An 18,527-nucleotide genomic window follows, 5' to 3' on the forward strand; every position below is an offset into this window, starting at 1 on the left:
CAGGTCAATGGCTAATTCGCCTGGAACCGGGAAGCAATATCAGTTTTCGCGCCGCAGAGGCCGCCAAATTGGTCGTCTCGGGGACAACCCGAACGATACGTCGGCCGTTCACGGCGCCACCAATCTCTTGCGGATGGCATAGCGGACCAGCTCAGCCGTCGACGACATCCCAAGCTTGCGCATCGCCGATGCACGATGGGTCTCGACCGTCTTCACGCTCAGCTTCAGGATGGTGCTGATGGACCTGTTGGTATGTCCTTCGGCAATGAGCTGAACCACGCTCTGCTCGCGCGACGTGAGCAACGTGGCCGACTTGTTCTTGTTGAGCTGATAGTCGTGGAGCAGCTTCTCCAGCAGGAGGCTCGTGAAGTAAGGCCTGCCGTCGAGCAGCGCCTCGATGGCGGAAATCAGGTGGTTCCTGGCGTCCGACTTGAACAGGAAACCGCGCACTCCCGCCAGGATGGCTTCGGTCAACAGTTCCTCATTCTCGTGCATCGTCAGGATCAGCACTTCCGTGCGCACATGGAGCGACTTGAGACGACGGCTGCCGAGGCAAAGCCGATGTAATCTCCGAACCCGGCCTTTGCATAGGCGTAGATACCGGCATCCAGCTCCGGCTTGCGGCGAGCGAGCGCACCGTGATCAGCGCAGCGATCGACGGCAAGATCGGACGCACGTCGGTCACCGAAGGCAACGTCGTCAGTCCGAGTTCGGGCGTGCTGTTCTTTTCTAACCGAGCCCAGCGTCGACCTGGAAGCACTGGCGCGTCACGCGTTTGCTGTCGTCGGACGCCAGAAACAGTGCCATCCGCGCAATATCCTCCGGCGTCACTGCGTCCGGAATGGCTTGCCGCGTGCGAAGCTCGGTAATCTTTTGCTCGTCGGGATACCAGAGCCGACGCTGACGCTCCGTGATCACCATGCCGGGCGCAATCGCGTTGACGCGAATGCGGTCCGGGCCGACCAGCCGGGCGAGCGAGTTTGTGAAGCCGACGATCGCGGCCTTGGCTGCGGCGTATACCGGCAGCGCCGGCGCGCCACGCATCCATGCGATCGACGACATGTTGATGATCGAACCACCGCCCCGCGCCTGCATCTGCGGCACGACGGCTTGCGCCGCGAAAAAGACGTGCTTGAGGTTGACGCCGATCACCCAGTCGAATTCTGCCGGTGTCACCTCAGACAGCACCTGGCGCTGGTCGTTGGCAGCATTATTGACCAGCACCGCAGCATCGCCAAGCGTGCCGTGGACCCGCGCCAACGCCGCGCGCAGAGCGTCGATGTCGAGCAAGTCGCACGGCACGAAGAGCGGCGCCGCGCCGCCTGCGTCTGTCACCTCCCGCACCAAGGCTTCACCGGCATCCGTGTCGATATCGAAGAAGGCGATGCGGGCCTTTTGGGCCGCGAACGCGCGCACGAAGGCCGCGCCAATGCCGCTGGCGCCTCCGGTGATCAACACCACCTGGCCCGCGAGGCAGGGATAACTCGTCTCGGTCATGCGATCAGCCGTTCCGTCTGGGGGTCGAACAGGCAGATGCGACGCGTGTCGAGCGCGAAGGCCGCGCGCTCGCCGGGCACCGGCCGGATGTCCGGCGCGATCCGGGCCAAAGCGGACTCGCCGCCGAGCCGCAACAACACGATGGTCTCCGCACCGGTCGGCTCGACCATCTCGACCGGCGCATTGACGACGACGGGCGCTCCGGAAGCGCCGGAGAAGCCGCGGCTTCCCTCGGCGATGCATTCCGGCCTGATCCCGACCACAATGTCGCGGCCGACAAAGGAGGCGGCCGCGTCATATCCTTGCAGCCGCAGGCGGGCCTCATCCGGCCGCCCCGCGCCGATGACGACGACCGGCCCACCATCCTCCGCTTCGAGCCGCGCCTTCATCGTGTTCATCGGCGGCGAGCCCATGAAGCGCGCGACGAACAGGTTGGCCGGATAACGGTACACGGTGTCGGGATCGGCGAACTGCTGCACCTCACCGTGGTGCATGACGGCGATCCGCGTTGCCATCGTCATCGCCTCGATCTGGTCATGGGTGACGTAGACGATGGTGGCGCCGATGCGCTGATGCAACCGCTTGATCTCCATCCGCATCTCGACGCGCAACTTGGCATCGAGATTGGAGAGCGGCTCGTCGAACAGGAACAGCAGGGGATCGCGCACCAGCGCGCGACCCATCGCCACGCGCTGCCGCTGACCGCCGGACAGTTGCGACGGCTTGCGGCCGAGCAGCGGCTCGATCTGCAAGAGGCGCGCGACGTTGGCAAGCGCTTTCTCCTGCTCAGCCCGCGAGACGTGGCGGCACTCCATGCCGAAGGTGATATTCTGGCGCACCGTCATCGACGGATAGAGCGCATAGGACTGGAACACCATGGCGATGTCGCGGTCCTTCGGTGGGACGTCGTTGACGACCCGGCCACCAATTTCGATCGTTCCCGCACTAGGGCGATCGAGTCCGGCAACGATATTGAGCAGCGTGGACTTTCCGCAACCGGACGGTCCGACCAGCACGGTGAACTCACCGCTCTCGATGTCGAGATCGATCCCCTTCAGCACCTCCAGATTCGCGTAACGCTTGGACAGGGCGCGAATGCTCAGTGCTGCCATGACAACCCCATCATTTTATTGCGCCGGCGGTCAGGCCGCGCACGAAGTACCTGCCGCCGAAGAGATAGATCAACAAAGTAGGCAGTGCCGCGATGATCACCGCGGCGCTCTGCACGCCATGCTGCGGGATATCTGCGATTGCGGCAGATAACGCGATGAGAGCCGCCGTGACGGGCTGCTGCTGGCCGGTCGTGAATGTCACGCCATAGAGAAACTCATTCCAGATGTGCGTGAACTGCCAGATCACGGTGACGATCAGGATGGGCGACGAGAGCGGCAGAATGATGCGCCAGAAAATACGAAAGAACCCGGCACCATCGATGCGCGCGGCCCTGATCAGCTCATGTGGAATGGCGATATAGTAGTTTCGGCAGAACAGTGTGGTGAACGAGAGCCCCTGGATCGTGTGAATCAGCACGAGGCCCGTCAGCGTGTTGATGAGACCGGTGTCCCGCAGCACGACGGTCCAGGGAAGCAGGCGCATCTGCTGGGGAAGGAAGAGGCCAAGGGTCACGATGCCGTAGATCCAGCTATCACCGCGAAAACGCCAGAGCGAGACGGCGTAGCCGGCGATCGCACCGAGCATGGTCGAGAAAATCGTCGCTGGAATCGTGACGAGCGCGGAGTTCAGCATGTACGGCCGAATGCCGGCGCAGGTCTCAGCGACGCAGAAACCGCTCCAGGCAGCGATGTAGTTACTCCAGGCCCAATGTTTCGGCCAGCCGATCATCGAGGCCTGCGCGATCTCCTCGTTGGTACGGAGCGAGTTCAGCACGACAACGACCAGTGGCGCGAGATAGGCTGCAGCGATCGATGAAACGAGGAGATAGATGAAAATTCGGCTCGGCGCGAAGGCTCGGTCACGCATGGGTCGCCCGCCGTTGCTGGACATAACGCCACGCTGCGTACGGCAGCAACACCGCGAGAAGAATAAGCAACATGAGCACCGCCGCCGCCGCACCCCGGCCGAGCAGGCCGCGCTGGAACATGAGGTCGTAGACGACAAGGGCCGGCAGCTGGGTCGCGATTCCCGGCCCGCCGTTGGTGAGCGCGCGGACGAGGTCGAAGGCTGAAATCGCGAACTGCAGCTGGACGACGACGACGGTTATGGTGATCGGCCAAAGCGTCGGCAGAATGACGCGCCCGTACATTCGGAACGGTCCCGCGCCGTCGATCTGCGCGGCCTTGATAATGTCGGCGTCGACTGACCGGAGGCCGGCAAGGAAGAGCGCCATGGCGAAGCCCGAGGATTGCCAGATCGCAGCGATGACAATCGTCCAGATTGCCATGTCGCGATCGACCAGCCAGTCGAACCGGAAGGAGGTCCAGCCGAGGTCGTGGACGAGCTTCTCGATCCCAATGCCAGGATTGAGCAGCCAACTCCAGACTGTGCCGGTGACGACGAACGACACCGCCAGGGGGTAGAGGAAGATGGATCGCAGCACGTTCTCGCCGCGAATGCGCTGATCGAGCAGGATCGCAAGCATGAAGCCGGTCACCAGGCTCAGCAGCACGAAAGCGCTGCCAAACAGCAGCAGATTGTCGAAGGCGATCTGCCAGTTCCGCGACGCGATGACCGCCGTGTAGTTGCGCAAACCCACCCAGCCCGAGACCGGAACAAGAGTGGATGGCGTGAACGAAATCCAGATCGTCCACAGCGAAAACGAAACGAGATGCGCGGCCGACAATAGCAACGGCACCCAGATCATCAGGTACTCGGGCAGCCGGCGCACCAGGCCGGTTTTCGTCAGCCGCCCTGTTCGCGGTGCTGCAGCGACGGCGTAGGTCAACGCGCCCCCTCGACGGCCTCGGCGAGGCGGGTGACCGCCTGCTCCGGCTTGATCGTCTTGTTCTTCACGTACTCCGTGATCACGTCGATCATCGCCGCCGTCAGGCCGTTTTCCTGCGCCATGTTGTGCGCGAGGCTCAGGACGGTCTGATTGTTGGCGACAGCGTCCTTGAGCGCGCTTGCGGTTCGCCGCTGGCCGTCCGACCAGCCGGCACCGGAGAGGTCGACATCGGTGCGCACGGGTATCGATCCCGTGATCTGCGAATACATTGTCTGGATCGCCGGATCCATGACGAGCTGGGCCATCAGTGTCTGACCGGCCTGCAGATCGGGCTCACTGCGCTGCCAGAATATGAAGGCATCGGCATTCAACAGGAATACCGGTTTGGTGTTGTCGCTGGGGCCCGGGGCGATGATGAAGTCGTCGAACTTGAAACCGGCGTTGCGTAACACGCCCTGTGCCCACCCGCCCTGGATCATCATGCCCATGTCGCCGTCGACGAAACGCTTCAGGTTGGTGGCATAGGGTTGGGCGCCGACATTGGGATCCATCCAGTCGGCGATCTTGCGCACCTGTGCGAAGGCAGCCTTTATCTCGGGGCCCTTCAAGGTCTTCTCGTCGAGATTCATGATCGCGGCGCGGTATGCAGCGGGACTGATGCCGGCGAAAGAGGCCTCGAATTTCTGCCCATCGTCGGGGCGGGTGCCGCCGTTGGCGATGGGATATGCCATACCGCCCGCTTTCATCTTCTCGGCAAGATCGTTGAAGTCAGCCCAGGTGACGGGGATCTTGTCGGCCTTGGCTTTGTCCATCGCGCGTTTGGAGAGAAACAGCATGTTGGTGCTGTAGATTTGCAACGGCAGCGAAATCCACTTGCCCCCTGGCTTATGCAATCGTGCAAGGTCTGGGGCGACGACCTTTTCGTAGCCGGCAGCAGCAACAAGGGCGTCGAGATTGACAGTCGGAGCAATCTTCGACCAGGCCGCAATCTCGGGACCCTTGAGTTGCGAGCAGGCCGGCGGATCGCCGGCTATGATCTGGGCACGTAGCTTGTTCATCATCTCGGTGGTGAACCCGGGGACGGGTGAGTGCTGCCAAACTCCGCCCTTCTCCTCGAATTTCTTGCCGAGCGCCGTGATGGCCGCGCCATCGCTGCCTGCGGACCATTGCGAGATGACGGTCAGCCGCGGCTTGACCGCGCTTTGCGCGCGAGCGAATGCCGGGAGCGCAAGCGTGGCCGCGGATCCAGCGAGCAGACGACGCCTTGTTGTTGTAATCGGCATAGCAAGTTCCTCCCGGGTGTGAACTTTTTTGGCACGAGCGAGCCACGGCTCAGGGCATTTCAGGCAGCCTCCGTCGATGCGGCGGGCATGCCGCCGCGGCACACCAGGCAACAGGCTGCAAAGGCAAGCGCCGCGTTCGGATCGTTACCGTTCGAAGGCGGCACGAAAGCGAGCGAGACCTCGGCGAGCTTGCGCCCGCCGAGCAGGCTGGCATCGATGCCTTCGACCACAGCCTTTCGGTCGTCCTCGGCGAGAAGGGACGGCCAGCCACTGATGACGACGCCAGGACTTGGCTTCACGTTCAGCGTATTGCCGATCGCAAGGCCGAGCCGGAACAGCCGGCGTCGCAACTCCTGGCGCACGCGCGACGGAATCGGGATTGCATTTATCCAATCGTCGCCGAGCTGGAGCAAATCCGTTTCACCAACGCCGAGAAGCTCGGCCAGCGCAGGAAGCGACGTATAGGCTTCGACGCAGCCATGATGGCCGCAGCGGCATCGCGGACCGCCCTCGCCGAACACCATGTGGCCGAGTTCGACCGGCACCAAGGCCGTGGCTTCGATCGCGTCGTCCACCCAGGCGCCTGCCACCCCCTGGCCGACGAAAACGAAGAGATGGGCGCCCGTAGACGGATAATCTTCGGTGCGGCAGCGATGAAACATGGCATGCGCCACGACCGAATTGGTGAACTCGACCGGCGCGTCCGCGAACATCTCACCAAACATGTTGCGAACGAGCGCGACGTCACAGGGAATGATCGGATTATCGCTCGACCGGCCGAGCCCCGGAACCGAAATACCGATCTGCGCAAGCTCGACCCCGCGCCGTCGCGTCCAGCTCCGGAGCAACTGCCCCGCGTCGCGAAAGACCGCGCCGACGGATTCGACGGAGAGCGCATTCGGCAATGGCATACGCTCGACGAAGCTCAGCTCGCCTGAAAGCGCGCCGACGCCGACGCTCAGTCGCTGTGTGGTCAGCTCGAGGGCGGCCAATGCCACGGACTTGTCGAGTGACACCAGGCCGGTCGGACCACCGAAGTAAGGCGCAGGTCGCCTCACTTCCTCGATCAGGCCTTCCGCCTTCAGGTCAAACAGGATGCGCGACAGGCTCGCCTCGGAGAGGCGCACCGCCCTCGCCAGAGGAGGCCGAAACATGCCGCCCGACTTGAGCAGATGCCCAAGAATGGCCGCACGCGTCTGCCGCCGACTTCTCGGCTGCTCCGACATTTCCATCCCTATCGTCATTCTTACTTAGTGTAAGAATGTGCGCGCTGAGCGTTTCGACTGTCAAGCCGTCGCTGGCTGGACGCGAGACTTAGTGTTGTGCGAGGCAGCAAATATCCCGCGCCGCCTCACCTTGCAAAGGAACAATCAAAACGCGGCCTGGTACATTTTCAGGATCGCGTCGCGACCAAGCTCGCGCGGATTGTTGTCGAGAAGGCGGCGGATGGCGTGGGCCTCGTCGGCCATCGCACCAAGGTCATTCCGCGGGTACGCCGAGCGCAGACAACCGGGGACAATATGCTGCGACGAAAGCTGCGCTGGTCGCGTTGGCGCGGTCCTGGGCCAAGGAGCTTGCATGCCGCGGCATCACCGTCAACGTCGTTGCGCCCGCGGCGACCGAAACGCCGATGCTGAAGCACCCGACGCGCGCTGATGTGGTACCCAAACTGCCGCCGATCGGCCGCTTCATTCGCCCCGAGGAAGTCGCCGCCAGCGTGGCGTTCCTGCTCTCGGCGGATGCAGGCGCAATCACCGGGCAGCAACTCGTGATCTGCAGCGGCAGCTCGCTCCGAACGCGACGCTCGCGCGCGGCTTGCCAGTTCGATCCGGCCACGCTCTACTCATCATGTCCTGACTCTGGGAGGAGACGCGACATGATTCGCCACGCCGCTCTGTTGAGCGGGCTAATCGCCTTCGCCTGCTCTGCACCCGCCGGTGCAGAGGTCACACGCTTCAACGTCCTCGATCGCACCACCTCCGCCCTTGACGGCCGCAGCTTCGGTCCCGCCGGTCAGGTCGAGAAGATCACTGCGAGCGCCACCATCGCGCTCGATCCGGCCAATCCCCGCAACGCCGTCATCGCCGATCTCGATCGCGCGCCGCGCAATGCCGACGGCAAGGTCGAGGCCACCAGCGACGTCATCATCCTCCGTCCCGCCCATCCGAACGGCATTCTGCTGTTCGAAGTACCGAACCGCGGGCGCAGGCTGATATCGGCCTGGTTCGACAACAGCTCGATCCCGGGAAGCGTCCGTCTCGATCAGGCCGATGATGCAGGTCGCGGCTTCCTGCTGTCGCAGGGCTACACGCTGGTCTGGGCCGGCTGGCAGGCGGATGCGCCCACAGGCACCGGCATGCTGCGGATCCAGGTGCCGGTGGTTGCCGGCATCACCGGACCTGTGCGCGAGGAGTGGAGCTTTGGCGACACGACCAGCCCGCATCGTGCGACGCTGAGCTATCCCGTCGCGGACCGGGCAAGCGCGCAATTGTCAGTGCGCGCCCGCGCCGACGATCAACGGCAAACTCCGCCGGAGCTCGAGTTCACCTTCGTCGACGATACGACGGTCGAAATCACGCGCCCACCCGGGCTGATCCCGGATGCGCTGTACGAGCTGACCTACACGGCGCGCGACCCGAAAGTGACCGGCGTGGGACTTGCCGCGATCCGCGACGTCACCGCCTTCCTGCGGCGCGAGGGTGGCCCGGCCAATCCGCTCGCGGCTGACGGCCAGAGCGGCATCTCGCGGGCGATTGGTCTCGGAATTTCGCAGTCCGGCCGCGTGCTTCGCGACGTGCTTTATTTTGGAATGAACGAGGATGAAGCCGGGCGGTTGGTGTTCGAGGCGATGATGCCGATCATCCCCGGCGCGCGGCGCAGCTTCACCAATGACCGCTTCGCAGAGCCTGGCCGCAATCCTGGCCCGGAGTTCGACCGGCTCTATCCCGTGCTGCGTTTCCCCTTCACCTATGCCGTCACGGAGGATGCCTACACGGGCCGTCGCGACGGGCTGTTGCTCCGTTGCGGCCTGACCAACTCCTGTCCGCGCATCATGCAGATCGATTCCGAGTTCGAGTTCTGGGGGTCTGAAGCGAGTCTGCTCGTCACCGACACGCGCGGGCGCAATCTGGAGCCGCCGCCCGAGGTGCGGCTCTACATGGTCGCAGGCAGCCCGCACGGCAACGTCGCGAGCGCCGTCGTTACCCATAGGCCAACCTGCACGCTCCCGCTCAATCCGGTCTATGGCGGCCCCGCCTTTCGTGCGCTGCTGACCGATTTGCGCGCGTGGATCACCGAAGACGTGCCGCCGCCGGCAAGCCGCTACCCGACGCTCGCGCAGAACACGCTTGTAGCAGCCGGCGATGTCTATCCAGTGCCGATCCCCGGCCTCGGTTATCGCGCCCAATATGCGCGCGCAGAGGCGATCGAACAGGCAGCTCCCTTGCCGAAGGTGCGCGGGGAATACCCGCTCTATTTGCCGCGCGCCGGCGCTGATGGCAACGCGCTGGCCGGGGTCCGGCTGCCATTGCTTGCTGCGGCCCGCGCGACCTACACGGGGTGGAATGCGATCGCCGGGGCAGACGGCGCGCAGACGCTATGTACCCAGATGGGCGGCACGCTGGCCTTCGCCGGTACGCGCGCAGAGCGCCTTGCCGCCGGCGATCCCCGTCCGTCGATCGAGGAGCTCTATCCCACGCCGGACGCCTATGTTGCCGCGGTCAAGGCAGCAACCGCGCGCATGGTCGACGACCGCCTGCTCCTTCCCGAGGATGCAGCCGATGCCGTCGTCGCGGCGCAAGCCGGCACGCTGGCCCGGCTAGCGCCTTAGACTAGCGATTCCTGCGCGCGCGGAGCGCGGCAAGCCGTCGCCGGCCGAGTATACGTTTGTATACTCGCTGCGGTTTGCCGTTGGACCTAAGCTCTCGTCGACGGGATCATCATTGTCGTGCGATTGCCCGTTTTCGGGATTACGGATCGTGCAAGTGCAACATGCAGGACGACTCGTCGCGATCGTAGACGACGACAACTCGGTTCGTACCGCAGTTGGCGGGCTGCTGCGCTCCGTTGGTGTTCCTGCAGAGGTCTTTGCATCTGCGGAGGATTTTCTGCGCTCCGCGAAGATGGATCAGGTTAGTTGCTTGGTCGTCGACGCCAATATGCCGAACATGAGCGGACTTGATCTGCACCAGACCCTGCGCGGCCGGGGAAATTCGATCCCCACCGTCGTCATAACCGCCTACCCCAGCGACAATGTGCGGGCTCGCGCACAGCAGAGTGGCGTGCATTGCCTGCTCACCAAACCGTTCAACGAAGACGAGCTGCTGGGCGCCATTCGTAACGCCCTGGCTCGAGCAGGCCGGTGACCGTCAGGCCACCTTGCCGCCGTTCGATTTTCCCAGTGCGAGAAAAACCCGGTCGGCCATGCGCGACAGTTCGGGCAGCGACTTCGCATGCATCTTTCGCATCACCTGGCCGCGATGAACCTTGACGGTGATCTCGCTGAGGCCGAGGTCCGCTGCGATCTGCTTGTTCAGCCGGCCGCTCACCACCAGCGTCATGACTTCGCGCTCCCGCGGCGTCAACGTTTCGAAGCGGGCCTTGAGCTCGGCGGCGATCTTCTCCTGTTCGAGCCATGCCCGGTCGCGGGCGAGGCCAAGCTGGATCGCATCGAGCAGGTCCTGCTCGCGAAATGGCTTTGTCAGGAATTCGATTGCGCCGCCCTTCATCGCCTGAACGGACATCGGGATGTCGGCATGGCCGGTGATGAAAATGATCGGCAACTGCCGCTTGCCGCTGCCGAGTTCGCGCTGCAGTTCGAGTCCACTCTGTCCCGGGAGACGTACATCGAGCACCAGGCAGGTCGGTCCTTCCGGCCGCCCCGCATCCAGAAACTCGCTGACCGAACCCATCAGGCTGACCCGGAATCCCGCCGACCGCAACAGATTGCCAAGCGATTGCCTTATGCTCGGATCGTCGTCGATCACGACCACTGTCGCGGGTTGATCTTTGTCCTCAGGCTCCGCCACGAGCGCACCCTGACACGTGCTTCGACCGTGGAGTGTAGCGGGCACCCCAAGACGAGGGAAGCGCTCGATCAGACCGGGTGGCCATCCATCCCCGATCTTCCGGTGAGTAGACGAACCATTCAGTACGCTCGGCTATGCCTTCGTATAGCTGGCGAAGCGAAACGAATTCAGTAAGTTAGTGGCATGAGCAACGAAACCATATCACTCGTCTTCCCGGCGCTCGGCGTTACGATGCTGATGGCCGCGATCGTCCTGCTCGCCGGCGTGTAGCCCGCCTCAAGGGGCGCCCCTTTGGAGGTGCCGAGCGGGAGAACGTCAACACTCGTTAAGCAAACGTTAGCGCACGGCCGCCGCTCTGCTACGAGCCATCACCTGCTGCGTTGCATCGAAACCCGTCCGGCGTATCAGCTCTCGAACCGTTCCACCAGAAAATCGATGAACAGACGCACCTTGAGTGCGAGATGGCGTGTCGGCGGATAGAGCGCGTATAGCGCCAGCGGCGGCGCATGATAGTCATCGAGACAGGTCCGCAGCCGCCCCGTCTGCAATGCATCCTCGCCGATGAAGACAGGAAGCAAGGCGATTCCCCGCCCAGCCACCGCGGCATCGCGCAGTACTTCGGCATTGTTGACGCAGAGCGTCCAGGCCGGCTGGATCCAGTGGTCGCCGTTCTTGCCCGACAGCTTCCACTGGTTGCCGGTGGAGAGGAATCCGTAAGTGAGGCAGTTGTGATCACGCAAATCGTTGGGGTGCGACGGCACGCCATGCCCCTGGAAGTAATCCGGTGAGGCGCAGATCACACGGGCGATCGGCACGATCTTGCGCGCGATCAGACTCGAGGATTCCAGATCGGCAATGCGCAACGTGACATCGAGACCGTCCTGGAGCGGATCGACATTCTCGTCGCTCAGCACGAGCTGGATCCGAAGCTCGGGATAGCGCTGCATGAACTCGGCGATCGCCGGCCCGAGCCGCAGCGTGCCGAACGACATCGGCGCATTGACCCGCAGCAATCCGCGCGGTGCCGCCTGCGATTGGGTGACGGCCTGATCCGCCGCCTCGAGCTCGCCGATGATGCCGAGCACGCGCTCGAAATAGGCCTGGCCGTTTTCGGTCGGGCTGACGCGGCGCGTGGTGCGATTCAACAGCTGCACGCCGAGTTCGTCCTCGAGCTCACCGACATATTTGCTGACCGCGGACCGCGACAGCCGCAGCGCCCGGCCCGCTTCGGAAAAGCTGCCGAGCTCGACCACCTTCGCGAAGGCCCGCAGGCTTGCCAGCTTGTCCATTTCAGCACCCGTCCAATTGTCTCCAATTCATAGACAGTGATGCCATGAAAGGCCAGATTGTCTTTAGAATTGGGCAGAACGATATTCCGGCATGACGAGCCCACAGGCTCATATGCAATGGAGACAATCATGGCCGGCCTTCATCACGTCACCGCAATCTCCGGTAACCCGCTGAGGAATTTGAAGTTCTACAGGGAGCTCCTAGGCCTGCGGCTGGTCAAGAAGACCGTGAATTTCGACGATCCCGGCACCTATCACCTCTATTATGGCGACGAGAGCGGCACGCCCGGCACCATCCTCACCTTCTTCCCCTGGGAGCACGCGGCACCGGGCCGGGGCGGCGTCGGCCAGACCCAGCAGACCGCCTTCCGCGTGCCGGCGCGCTCGATCGGCTACTGGACTCATCGCTTCATCGAGAAGGGTGTTGCCCACGAGGCGCTGGAGAAGCGCTTTGGCGAGAGCGTGCTGTCCTTCACCGATCCCGACGGCATGAGCCTCGCTTTGGTCGGAGTGCCCGGTGCCGAGAATGAGCCCGCCTGGAGCAATAATGACGTCCCGGCCGAGCATGCGATCCGCGGCTTTCACGGCGTGACGCTGCTGCTCGATGATGCCGGCAGGACGGGCGCCATCCTGACGGATGTGCTCGGCTTCGAGGCCGCCGGCCGCGAAGGTTCGATCAGCCGCTACCGTTCGCCGAACGCAGTCGGCGGCGTCGTCGACATCTACGAGGCCAAGGGCTTCCTGCCCGGACGCATGGGTCGCGGCTCCGTGCACCATATCGCGTTCCGTGCCGCCGACGATGCGACCGAAGCGGCGATGGCGCGTAAGCTCGTGAGCGAGCACGGCATGCAGCCGACCGAGCAGAAGGACCGCAACTATTTCCGCTCGATCTACTTCCGCGAGCCCGGCGGCATCCTGTTCGAGATCGCGACCGACACTCCCGGCTTTGCCGTGGACGAGCCGCTCGCAACGCTGGGCGAGGCGTTGAAGCTGCCGTCCTTCCTGGAGCCGCACCGCAAGGACATCGAAGGCGTGCTGGCCCCGCTGGACGATGCAGAGGCCGCGTGATGAGCAAGCTGTCTTTCATCCACCGCTTCGAGAAGGGCACGCGGCGCGATCTCGCGCCGCTGCTGCTCCTGCACGGCACCGGCGGCGACGAGAACGACCTGATCCCGCTCGGCCGCATGGTCGCCCCCGACCGCGCGCTGCTGTCGGTGCGTGGCCAGGTGCTGGAAGGCGGCGCGCCGCGCTTCTTCCGGCGTCTTGCCGAGGGCGTGTTCGACGAGGCCGACGTGGTGCGCCGCGCGCATGAGCTCGCCGACTTCATCGATGCCGCGCGCAAGGAGTACGGGATCTCAGCACCAGTGGCGCTCGGCTATTCCAATGGCGCCAACATCGCGGCTGCCATGCTGCTGCTTCGGCCGCAAGCCTTGGGCGGCGCCGTGCTGCTGCGCGCGATGGCGCCCTTGGCAAAGCCTCCGCAGGCCGACCTTGCGGCCAAGTCGGTGCTGCTGCTCTCCGGCCAGCATGATCCGATCGTTCCGCCCGGCAATGTCGAGGGCCTTGCCAAGACGCTCGCCGCATCGGGCGCGCGAGTGGAGGGCCGCGTCTTGCCGGTTGGCCATCAACTCTCCCAACTTGACGTCAATCTGGCGCGCGAGTGGCTGGCGGAGCAGGCGTTGACTGGAGACTCGCATCGCAATCAGACCGCGGATGCCTGAGGCTGAGCGCGAGGCAAAATGCGACTAGGCGCCGATTGTCATCCGCAGTCGGCGCCAGCCGATGACGATGCCGGTGAGCGAGAACAATAAGCCTAGTGCACACAGGCCGACGATCGAGGCGCGGCGCACGTACGGATGCTCCATCAGGATCGGAAAATCCAGCGTATGGAGCGCGCTGTACAGCCAGCGATAGGCGCGGCGCGACCGATCCAGTCGTTGCAGCACCACCCCGTTCGACCCGTCGACGTCGAACCAGACGTCGCCGCATCTCGTGCGATAGACGGGACCACTCGGTACCGCAGATGATGCCGGGTAGTCATCGTCTGCATGAACGAGCGATGGAAGACCGCACCCGGTCCCAAGGCGCTCCGTCAATCCGGCGATATCGCTTGGGCTCAGAAATGCCGACGGGTCATCCGATGCGACGTCCCCTGCCCTGAACAGGATCTGCTGGTCGAGACCGACGCGATCGCGTCGATAGGATCTCCCATTGAAGGCGAACCATTCGACCTCGCGAGCGGACGGCGCGATCGGCGGCCAGTTCACCGCTGCCAGCGTGCGCCAGTCAGGCACGGCAGCGGCGACGTCCGCCTCGGCCTGCGTCAACTGTCCGCGCGAGAACAGGCGTCCATGGTCCATGGATAGCCAGCCGCTGAAGATCCAGGTCACGACAAAAGTCGTCGCCAGCAATCCGAGGACGTGATGCAGGGCATGCCAGTGGCGATAGGGCGAGCGCATTCGTCCTTTGCGAACCCTGATCCGCACGATGCCCAGCGCCGCGCCAAGCACGGCTGCGATCGATGCGAGCAGCGAGAGGCTCCAGACCACCCCGTCCCACAGCGACCAGTTGCGCCTCAGCACCGTCGGATAGATCCAATGCACGACGCTACCGACGAGATTCCACCCGCGCTCGCGCCGCGTCGTATCCAGGACGATCTCGCCTGTGACCGACGACACGTAGAGCTCCGTCCCATCAGCGTCGGCGAGTCCCACGCGGAACAGCGGCCGATGCCGATCGAAGCCGTTCGGCACGCTCCATTGATCGTGCTCGGCAAGCATAACGACTGACGCGCGGGCAACATCAAACCCGCGCCGGCGCGCATGATCGGTCGCGATGGCAAGTGCAACCTCAGGCGATGTCACGGCGGCGTCAGTACCATCCGTTGTACGGATCGCACGCGACCGCGAAGGCCCCACGACGACGTAGACGGGACCGTCGCTCCGCCGGATCAGCCGCACGCGCGCGGCGTCGGATAGTCCGCTCGCCGCGACGGCGTCCGACGGACCGATCGCCTCACGTGCTGGTGCCAACGACGCGAGACCTGCAAAACGTTCGGCCTCGCCGAGCGAGGGAAACGGAACGAAGTGCATCACGATCCCGCTTGCGAACCACATCGCAAACAGGAGGCAGAACGCAATCCCGAGCCAGCGGTGCAGCAGGATCATCGCGCCCATCATGCTATAGCGCCTCACCATTTGAATGCGGCGGAGATTTCGTAGGTGCGCGGAGCGCCCAGCAGGACCTGATCGGGATAGAACGGATCGCCCCAGATCGCATAGCGCTTGTCGGTGATGTTGCGCACGCGGAACGTCAGGCGCGTCTGCTCGACGGCGGAGAACACCGACTTCGGGACATCGACGAAGGCGTAGACGTCCGCGATCGTGTAGGCGTTCAGAGTCACGGTGTTCGCATCGGTATTGTAGCGATCGCCGACGTGACGTCCGACGACACCGAGCTCCACCGGCCAGGGCGTGAACAACCGGTAGGATGCGCCGGCATTGGCGACGATGCGCGGCACGTTCGGCGGCGTATTGCCGGAGAACGAACCGCCGGCGAAGTTGTAGTCGGCATAGCGCGCATCGACGTAGGCGATATTGCCCCACAACCGGATGGCGTCCGTCACGCGCACGGCACCAGCGAGCTCCACGCCCTTGGACTCCTGCCGCCCGGCGATGTTGAGCTGCATGCCCCCGGCGGCCGCGTAGACGTTCTTGCGCAGGATGTCATAGGCCGAGAACGACCACTCTGCCCGGTTGTCCCAGAAAAGGTGCTTGACGCCGGTCTCGTAGGTGCGCGAGGTCGTCAGGTCGAGCGGTTGGGTGGGCGCGAGCAGGAAGATGTTGTTGGCCGAGACATCGGCGCCGGTCGCGTACTGGCTATAAAGGGTCAGGCCCGGCACGGCTTCCCAGGTGTAGCCGATGCGGCCGGTCACCGGCGCCCAGGATTTCGAGAAGGGGAAGTTTGGCTTCTCCACGCCATTCACGTCAGTCGAATTGCGGTCGAGCCCGATATGCTCGACGCGAAGCCCGCCGATCAGCGCGACGTTTCGCGCGATCTTCAGCCTGTCCTCGAACGACAGCGCCTCGTTGTCGATCCGCGCCGTCTGCTGCTGCGTCGTCAGCAGGCCGTAATAACCGCGCGCAGGATCGACAAGCGTGACGAGATCGTGCGGGAAATTGGCCGCGCCCGGCCGGACGAAATCGAGATCGCTCGCGGCGAAGGTCGTCACCAGGCGATTGTCGAAACCTGCAACAGTCGCATCCCAGGTCAGATCGGTGATGTTGCCGGCGAGACGCTGGCTGTGCACCACATAGAAGCGCTCGCGATCGACCAGGTTCGAATTGGCGTTGAACGCCTCGACCTCGTTGTTGAACCAACTGCGTTCCGCGCCATAGCCATAGGCCTGGCTCTTCAGGGTCAGGCCGGGCGCGAGCTTGAGCTCGAAGCCGCCGCGCAGCCACACCTCCTGCGCCACATTGCGATTATCGAGCACATTGTAGTTGGTGTTGAAGGTGCGGTCGTCGATCGTGACGGGGCCAAGATTCGACCCATTGTAGTTCGAGACGTAGCTGCCGGAGACGATGCCGATCGTCGCGTGCGACCCGCTATAGGCGATCGGCACCAGCGGCACGCCCCAATAGGCCTTGGAGCGGTCTTCCCGGTATTCGATCGCACCCCAGAGCTTGAGACTATCCGAGACGCGGTAGTTGAGCTGGCTCGACACGTCGAGCGTCTTGGTGCTGGCGTCATCGGCGAAGCCGTTGAGCGAGGAGCGGCTGACGTCGAACCGGTAGTCGAGGCCCTGCACATCGGTGCTGCCGCCGGAGCCGTAATAGCTGCGGATCGAGTTCAGCGAGTCGTACGAAAATAATGCCTCGTTCTGGACCGGCCCGGTGTGCGGCTGCTTGGTCACTAAATTGATCGAGCCGCCGGCGGCCCCCTCGCCCGACATCAGCGAGGCTGGGCCCTTCAGGAACTCCACGGCCTCAAGATTGGCCGTGTCCATGATGCGCGACGTCATGTTCTGCGGACCAATCTTGATGCCGTTGTAGAGGGTATTGATCTGGCTGTTGATGAAGCCGCGCATCGAGAAGGCCGAGGGCTCCGCCGGATTGCCACCGGCGGTCACGCCGACCGCGCCTTGGGCCACGTCCGAAACGGTCCGATAACCCTGCTCGCGGATCGTTTCGGCCGAGATCACCTCGACAGTCGCGGGCACCTCACGCGCGGTCAGCCCCAGGCGCGAGGCGCTTGCGGCTACCGCATTGCTGTTGAGCGGCGTCTGGCCCGCGATTTGCGCGACCGGCTTCTGTGCCGTCGCGACCGCTGCTGCTCTCTTCGGTGCCGCACGGCGGGCCCCCCGTCCATCACGGATGCTAGCCGGCTTGCGGTTCTGATCGACCTGCGGGGTGACCTCGATAGGCGGCAATTGTTCGCGAGCCGCTTGCGCCAAGGCTGCGGGGATATCGACGAAGACAAATGACGTAAGGATGCTGGACGCGAGCAAAAATTCGCGCGGGCAGCCAGCACGGGCGGAAGACATGGTTTCGGACCTCGGTATGACGTCAGTGGCACGTCACAGCGAACCAAGTCTCAACCCTCAGCGCGCTTGCGCCTCAAGCAAAGCCAAATGTCTGTACTCCCCGACCGACATATTCGCGTGTGACCACGGCTGACGGCAGGTCTCCTGGCTCGCGGGTCGTGACCTCTTCGCCGCCTTCCCGGGACCGAGAGCCCAGTGGCTTGTGACGAAGGATTCTCCGCTTACAGTTGCGGGGGCAGCTGCGGCATTGGGAAAATCCCCGCACCGCATTCCCTTTTCATCCCCGGATGGGGAAACCGTCACGAGCATCTAGGATTAAGTCCGGGACGGAGTCAATGTGAAGTGGTGCGGCGTTTTTGTCGCAGCGGTGCAAACGTCTTTGGAGATGTTGAATGGAAGGGGACGCCTTCCTCTGGCTGGTCAGGCATGCGGTCGTCGACGGCGTCTCGGGGACGATCCACGCCGCAGATGCACCGGCCGATCTCAGCGACCGGATGCGATTGGACGCGCTGCGGCGGCATTTGCCGCGACGCGCGGCGAGCTACGCGAGCCCGGCCCGACGGACCGTCGGCACCGCGCGCGCGCTCGGGCTTGATCCGATCCTCGTGCCCGCCTTCAGCGAGCAGGATTTTGGCGAATGGACCGGGCGGCGTCACGATGATCTCGCCGCCGCGGGTGGAGACGCCTACGCCGAATTCTGGGCCGATCCGGCGGGCTCCAAGCCCCCGGGCGGCGAAAGCTTTGAAGATCAAATCGCCAGAACCCGTGAAGGCCTTCATCGTATCGAAGGAGGATCAGCGATCCTCGTCGTCCATTCCGGCACCATCCGCGCTGCGCTGTGCGTCGCGCTCGACCTCGCACCACAGGCGGCCTTGCGCTTTGCGATTGATCCGCTCTCCCTCACCCGCGTCGACCGGCTGGCGAATGGCTGGCGCGTCGTCTCAGTCAATCAGACGATCGCTTGAGTTGCAAAGCATGAAGCTG

General features: G+C 64.0%; 16 protein-coding genes, 1 pseudogene and 1 riboswitch. Of the genes and pseudogenes, 5 read left to right on the forward strand and 12 right to left on the reverse strand.

What is annotated here, in order from left to right:
* Nucleotides 1–108 precede the first annotated feature (108 nt).
* The 8 genes and pseudogenes from QA640_RS28085 to QA640_RS28120 all read right to left on the reverse strand — a co-directional run.
* Nucleotides 109–474, reverse strand: coding sequence for a response regulator transcription factor (locus tag QA640_RS28085; RefSeq protein WP_283036119.1), 366 nt, complete (start codon nucleotides 472–474; stop codon nucleotides 109–111).
* Nucleotides 475–729: 255 nt separating this feature from the next.
* Nucleotides 730–1,497 carry an SDR family oxidoreductase gene (locus QA640_RS28090; RefSeq protein WP_283036120.1) on the reverse strand — a complete coding sequence of 256 codons (768 nt, stop codon included), beginning with the start codon at nucleotides 1,495–1,497 and terminating at the stop codon, nucleotides 730–732.
* Nucleotides 1,494–2,609, reverse strand: a complete 1,116-nt coding sequence (locus tag QA640_RS28095) for an ABC transporter ATP-binding protein (protein WP_283036121.1) — start codon at nucleotides 2,607–2,609, stop codon at nucleotides 1,494–1,496. The genes QA640_RS28090 and QA640_RS28095 overlap by 4 nt, the downstream gene beginning before the upstream one ends.
* A 10-nt stretch (nucleotides 2,610–2,619) precedes the next feature.
* Complete coding sequence (locus tag QA640_RS28100) at nucleotides 2,620–3,477, reverse strand: carbohydrate ABC transporter permease (protein WP_283036122.1); 858 nt, start codon at nucleotides 3,475–3,477, stop codon at nucleotides 2,620–2,622.
* A complete protein-coding gene (locus QA640_RS28105) occupies nucleotides 3,470–4,318 on the reverse strand; it encodes a sugar ABC transporter permease (RefSeq protein WP_283042913.1) in 849 nt (282 codons plus the stop codon). The genes QA640_RS28100 and QA640_RS28105 overlap by 8 nt, the downstream gene beginning before the upstream one ends.
* A 77-nt stretch (nucleotides 4,319–4,395) precedes the next feature.
* Nucleotides 4,396–5,682 (reverse strand): ABC transporter substrate-binding protein, encoded by a 1,287-nt coding sequence (locus QA640_RS28110; protein ID WP_283036123.1) that lies wholly within the window; start codon nucleotides 5,680–5,682, stop codon nucleotides 4,396–4,398.
* 59 nt (nucleotides 5,683–5,741) lie between these two features.
* Entirely contained in the window at nucleotides 5,742–6,914 is a 1,173-nt protein-coding gene (locus tag QA640_RS28115; RefSeq protein ID WP_283036124.1) for an ROK family protein, read from the reverse strand.
* 138 nt (nucleotides 6,915–7,052) lie between these two features.
* Nucleotides 7,053–7,194, reverse strand: a pseudogene (locus QA640_RS28120) (alcohol dehydrogenase); the annotation flags it as partial.
* Nucleotides 7,195–7,231: 37 nt separating this feature from the next.
* On the opposite strand from QA640_RS28120, the gene QA640_RS28125 reads away from it, so the two are divergent.
* Nucleotides 7,232–9,511, forward strand: coding sequence for an SDR family oxidoreductase (locus QA640_RS28125; RefSeq protein ID WP_283036125.1), 2,280 nt, complete (start codon nucleotides 7,232–7,234; stop codon nucleotides 9,509–9,511).
* Between the two features lie 148 nt (nucleotides 9,512–9,659).
* On the forward strand, nucleotides 9,660–10,046 hold the full coding sequence (locus QA640_RS28130) for a response regulator (protein WP_283036126.1): 387 nt from the start codon (nucleotides 9,660–9,662) through the stop codon (nucleotides 10,044–10,046).
* A 3-nt stretch (nucleotides 10,047–10,049) separates the two neighbouring features.
* Here QA640_RS28130 and QA640_RS28135 read toward each other — a convergent pair whose 3' ends face one another.
* On the reverse strand, nucleotides 10,050–10,709 hold the full coding sequence (locus QA640_RS28135; protein ID WP_283036127.1) for a response regulator transcription factor: 660 nt from the start codon (nucleotides 10,707–10,709) through the stop codon (nucleotides 10,050–10,052).
* A gap of 404 nt (nucleotides 10,710–11,113) precedes the next feature.
* A complete protein-coding gene (locus tag QA640_RS28140; protein ID WP_283036128.1) occupies nucleotides 11,114–11,998 on the reverse strand; it encodes a LysR family transcriptional regulator in 885 nt (294 codons plus the stop codon).
* A 129-nt stretch (nucleotides 11,999–12,127) separates the two neighbouring features.
* On the opposite strand from QA640_RS28140, the gene QA640_RS28145 reads away from it, so the two are divergent.
* Nucleotides 12,128–13,066, forward strand: a complete 939-nt coding sequence (locus QA640_RS28145) for a ring-cleaving dioxygenase (RefSeq protein WP_283036129.1) — start codon at nucleotides 12,128–12,130, stop codon at nucleotides 13,064–13,066.
* Nucleotides 13,066–13,719: an alpha/beta hydrolase gene (locus QA640_RS28150; RefSeq protein WP_283036130.1), complete on the forward strand. Its 654-nt coding sequence runs from the start codon at nucleotides 13,066–13,068 to the stop codon at nucleotides 13,717–13,719. The genes QA640_RS28145 and QA640_RS28150 overlap by 1 nt, the downstream gene beginning before the upstream one ends.
* A gap of 24 nt (nucleotides 13,720–13,743) precedes the next feature.
* Here the strand turns inward: QA640_RS28150 and QA640_RS28155 are convergent, their stop codons facing one another.
* Together QA640_RS28155 and QA640_RS28160 are read right to left on the reverse strand one after the other, a co-directional pair.
* A complete protein-coding gene (locus QA640_RS28155) occupies nucleotides 13,744–15,177 on the reverse strand; it encodes a PepSY domain-containing protein (protein ID WP_283036131.1) in 1,434 nt (477 codons plus the stop codon).
* Between the two features lie 11 nt (nucleotides 15,178–15,188).
* The gene (locus tag QA640_RS28160) at nucleotides 15,189–17,543 is read right to left on the reverse strand and encodes a TonB-dependent receptor (RefSeq protein ID WP_283036132.1); all 2,355 of its coding nucleotides are present in this window, start codon (nucleotides 17,541–17,543) and stop codon (nucleotides 15,189–15,191) included.
* A 116-nt stretch (nucleotides 17,544–17,659) separates the two neighbouring features.
* Nucleotides 17,660–17,859: riboswitch (cobalamin riboswitch) on the reverse strand.
* A gap of 76 nt (nucleotides 17,860–17,935) precedes the next feature.
* Between QA640_RS28160 and QA640_RS28165 the strand changes: the two genes are divergently transcribed.
* The gene (locus QA640_RS28165; protein ID WP_283036133.1) at nucleotides 17,936–18,508 is read left to right on the forward strand and encodes a histidine phosphatase family protein; all 573 of its coding nucleotides are present in this window, start codon (nucleotides 17,936–17,938) and stop codon (nucleotides 18,506–18,508) included.
* The last annotated feature ends 19 nt before the right edge of the window (nucleotides 18,509–18,527 follow it).

Source organism: Bradyrhizobium sp. CB82 (genome assembly GCF_029714405.1).
Classification (GTDB): Bacteria; Pseudomonadota; Alphaproteobacteria; order Rhizobiales; family Xanthobacteraceae; genus Bradyrhizobium.

Coding starts and splice junctions, on each gene's coding strand:
- QA640_RS28090 (WP_283036120.1), bottom strand. CDS start 1,497: ATGACCGAGACGAGTTATCCCTGCCTCGCGGGCCAGGTGGTGTTGATC.
- QA640_RS28095 (WP_283036121.1), bottom strand. CDS start 2,609: ATGGCAGCACTGAGCATTCGCGCCCTGTCCAAGCGTTACGCGAATCTG.
- QA640_RS28100 (WP_283036122.1), bottom strand. CDS start 3,477: ATGCGTGACCGAGCCTTCGCGCCGAGCCGAATTTTCATCTATCTCCTC.
- QA640_RS28105 (WP_283042913.1), bottom strand. CDS start 4,318: ATGATCTGGGTGCCGTTGCTATTGTCGGCCGCGCATCTCGTTTCGTTT.
- QA640_RS28110 (WP_283036123.1), bottom strand. CDS start 5,682: ATGCCGATTACAACAACAAGGCGTCGTCTGCTCGCTGGATCCGCGGCC.
- QA640_RS28115 (WP_283036124.1), bottom strand. CDS start 6,914: ATGGAAATGTCGGAGCAGCCGAGAAGTCGGCGGCAGACGCGTGCGGCC.
- QA640_RS28140 (WP_283036128.1), bottom strand. CDS start 11,998: ATGGACAAGCTGGCAAGCCTGCGGGCCTTCGCGAAGGTGGTCGAGCTC.
- QA640_RS28145 (WP_283036129.1), top strand. CDS start 12,128: ATGGCCGGCCTTCATCACGTCACCGCAATCTCCGGTAACCCGCTGAGG.
- QA640_RS28150 (WP_283036130.1), top strand. CDS start 13,066: ATGAGCAAGCTGTCTTTCATCCACCGCTTCGAGAAGGGCACGCGGCGC.
- QA640_RS28155 (WP_283036131.1), bottom strand. CDS start 15,177: ATGATGGGCGCGATGATCCTGCTGCACCGCTGGCTCGGGATTGCGTTC.
- QA640_RS28160 (WP_283036132.1), bottom strand. CDS start 17,543: ATGTCTTCCGCCCGTGCTGGCTGCCCGCGCGAATTTTTGCTCGCGTCC.
- QA640_RS28165 (WP_283036133.1), top strand. CDS start 17,936: ATGGAAGGGGACGCCTTCCTCTGGCTGGTCAGGCATGCGGTCGTCGAC.